We start from the raw sequence: 2,932 nt of genomic DNA on the forward strand, positions 1-2,932 counted from the left end.
GAAGAGGTTACTTCTGTTCCGCCGTTTATTCGGTTTTTGGTCGTGCATGAGGACTAATGTCCCAGACACTTTTTTTTATCGACTCACACCCATTGAAAAGATGGCGATACAGCCATAGCCTGTATGACTGGCAATCGTTGGTCCTAAGGGATAGAGTTTGATTTCTTTTGTTTTAATATTTTCTTCTAATAATTTTTTGGCTTTCTCAGCACTTTCTAAGTCTCCGGCATAAGCGATATACACTGTTTGTTCTAGTGGGGCTACAATCGTTTTGACTGTTTCCTCCACGATTTTTTGAATAGATTTGTTTCTACCACGCACTTTATCGACATTCGCTAAATGGCCACTTGGTTCAACGGTAATGATCGGCTTCACGCTCAACAGACTACCAATAGCAGCACTTGCTTTAGAGATCCGTCCGCCTCGTTCTAAATGCTTTAAATCATCAACTGTTACCCAAGAATGGACTTTAAGGTAATTATTTTGTAACCAAGCCAATGTTTCTTCCAAAGAATAACCCGATTCTTTCAAACGAACTGCTTCTAATACGAGTAGTCCTTCGCCGATACTTGCGGCTTTCGTGTCAAACACATGAACTTGCGGGTCCTCATAGGTTTCTTTCAATAATTCGACTGCTTGTAAGGCGCTACTGTAAGAACCACTCATGCCACTCGAAAAAGCAACGTACAAGACTGGGATACCTTTCTCCACATAGCTACGGAAGAACTCTAAATAGCGACCTACATTGATTTGTGAGGTCGTAGGCATTGCTCCTTCTCGTAACTGTTGGATATATCCTTCGTAATCAAATGTTTTTCCCAGATCATCAATTAGTATTTCCTCACCTATCTGGATTTCCATGGATAAAAAATCAACATTTGCATTTGCCAACACTTGATAGGGCAGATCGCAACATGAATCTGTGACTATTTGATACATTTGTTCCAACTCCTTTTTTCTCCACTTTTCATCGCTGTCTATTATAGCAAACTCCTTTAATTTTAAATAACTTCAACCCTTGCATTCGTTGTTATTGGCACGAACTAATCAAACCAACAGTCAAATGAACACAGATAAGTTTAAGCCAAAAGGAACATTCATTTTTATTGGTTTCTCTAGAACCGGATAAATGGTGGGAACAGGAGTAACCTCTTCGGAAACAAAGCGACAACCACAAAAATTAGAAAAGCAATTTTCGTGGTTGTCGCCTTATTTCTCGAGGCTAAACACTTCTGTCCCGATCTCATTTAATTCTCGCGATTTCAGTGATCCACTCATTCTTAAAAGAATGTTCCTGTTAGCGAATCGTCACTGAAAGGCCTAGATTTGCGCCCACACGCTTTCTAGGATATTTGTTTGGTTTCGGTCAGGTCCTACTGAAAATGTTGAAATACGCACGCCGACAAGCTCTGAGATACGTCTTACATAGTTACGTGCATTTTCTGGTAGTTCTGCTAACGTACGACAAGCAGTAATATCTTCTGACCAGCCTGGTAATTCTTCATAGATTGGCTTGCAACGGTTCAATTCTTTCAAACTTGCTGGATAATGATAGATCCGTTCCCCATCTAATTCGTAAGCTGTACAGATTTTCACTGTTTCTAAGCCGCTCAAGACATCGATCGAATTCAATGATAGATTCGTGATACCTGACACACGTTTTGAGTGACGCATCACGACTGTATCAAACCAGCCGACACGACGTGGACGTCCAGTCGTTGTACCATATTCGCGACCGACTTCACGAATTTGTTGACCTGTTTCATCAAACAATTCAGTAGGGAATGGGCCATCTCCCACACGTGAAGTGTAAGCTTTACATACACCGACCACTTTATTGATTTTTGAAGGTCCGACCCCACTACCGATCGTCACACCACCAGCTACTGGATTCGATGACGTAACAAACGGATACGTTCCTTGATCGATATCCAACATCACACCTTGTGCGCCTTCAAATAAAACACGTTTTCCTGCATCTAGAGCATCATTTAAGATGACTGATGTATCTGTTACATATTGTTTGATTTGTTGACCATATTCGTAGTATTCTTCAAAGATTTCTTCAAAGTCGATTGGCTCTGAATCGAACATTTTCACAAATTGACGGTTTTTATCGTCTAAATTCACTCGTAAACGCTCTTCAAAAATTTCTTTGTCCAATAGATCGGCTACACGGATACCGACGCGAGCGGCTTTGTCCATATAAGCAGGTCCGATCCCTTTGATCGTCGTACCGATTTTATTTTCCCCTTTTGCATCTTCTTGCAATTGGTCTAATTTGATATGATACGGTAAAATCACATGCGCACGATCAGAAATACGTAAATTATCTGTCGTCACATCTTTTTCATGTAAATAAGCCAATTCTTTGACTAAAGATTTCGGATTGACTACCACACCATTCCCGATCACGCTGATTTTATCTTTATAAAAAATCCCCGAAGGAATCAAGTGCAGTTTATACGTAACACCATCGAATTTAATTGTGTGTCCCGCATTGTCGCCACCTTGGTACCGTGCGATCACTTCAGCATTTTCACTAAGAAAGTCAGTAATTTTTCCTTTCCCTTCGTCGCCCCATTGTGTACCCACTACTACTACAGATGACATTTGAACACCTCATTTAATATTATTTAATCCTGAATTATTGTAACAATACTTCAAACTTTATTCAACTAAAATCGAATGATATTTAATATATTTTAGAGAAAACGTTTAAAAAGCGAACATTATAACTTACTATATTCCATTGGTCCTACCAAGTATGAGGCTGATCGGACTAATTTTGCAAAAAACGTATCCGGACATCAATCCTCTCGCACCACCTAAAATCGAATAAACAGCGGGAACAGAAGTAATCGCTTCGCAAATAAGGCGCCATCCACAAAAATTTGAAGAACAATTTTCATGGATGACGCCTTATTTCTCG

General features: G+C 39.9%; 2 protein-coding genes. Both read right to left on the reverse strand.

Annotation, left to right across the window (positions count from 1 at the left end):
* Nucleotides 1-75 precede the first annotated feature (75 nt).
* Nucleotides 76-939, reverse strand: coding sequence for a DegV family protein (locus CUS89_RS09960; RefSeq protein WP_104872006.1), 864 nt, complete (start codon nt 937-939; stop codon nt 76-78).
* Between the two features lie 381 nt (nt 940-1,320).
* Complete coding sequence (locus tag CUS89_RS09965) at nt 1,321-2,613, reverse strand: adenylosuccinate synthase (protein WP_104872007.1); 1,293 nt, start codon at nt 2,611-2,613, stop codon at nt 1,321-1,323.
* Between the last annotated feature and the right edge of the window lie 319 nt (nt 2,614-2,932).

It is taken from the genome of Enterococcus mundtii (genome assembly GCF_002947535.1).
Lineage (GTDB): Bacteria > Bacillota > Bacilli > Lactobacillales > Enterococcaceae > Enterococcus_B > Enterococcus_B mundtii_B.

What these genes read in the sequence shown, in the direction of transcription:
- CUS89_RS09960 (WP_104872006.1), bottom strand. Translation starts at nt 939, where the DNA reads ATGTATCAAATAGTCACAGATTCATGTTGCGATCTGCCCTATCAAGTG.
- CUS89_RS09965 (WP_104872007.1), bottom strand. Translation starts at nt 2,613, where the DNA reads ATGTCATCTGTAGTAGTAGTGGGTACACAATGGGGCGACGAAGGGAAA.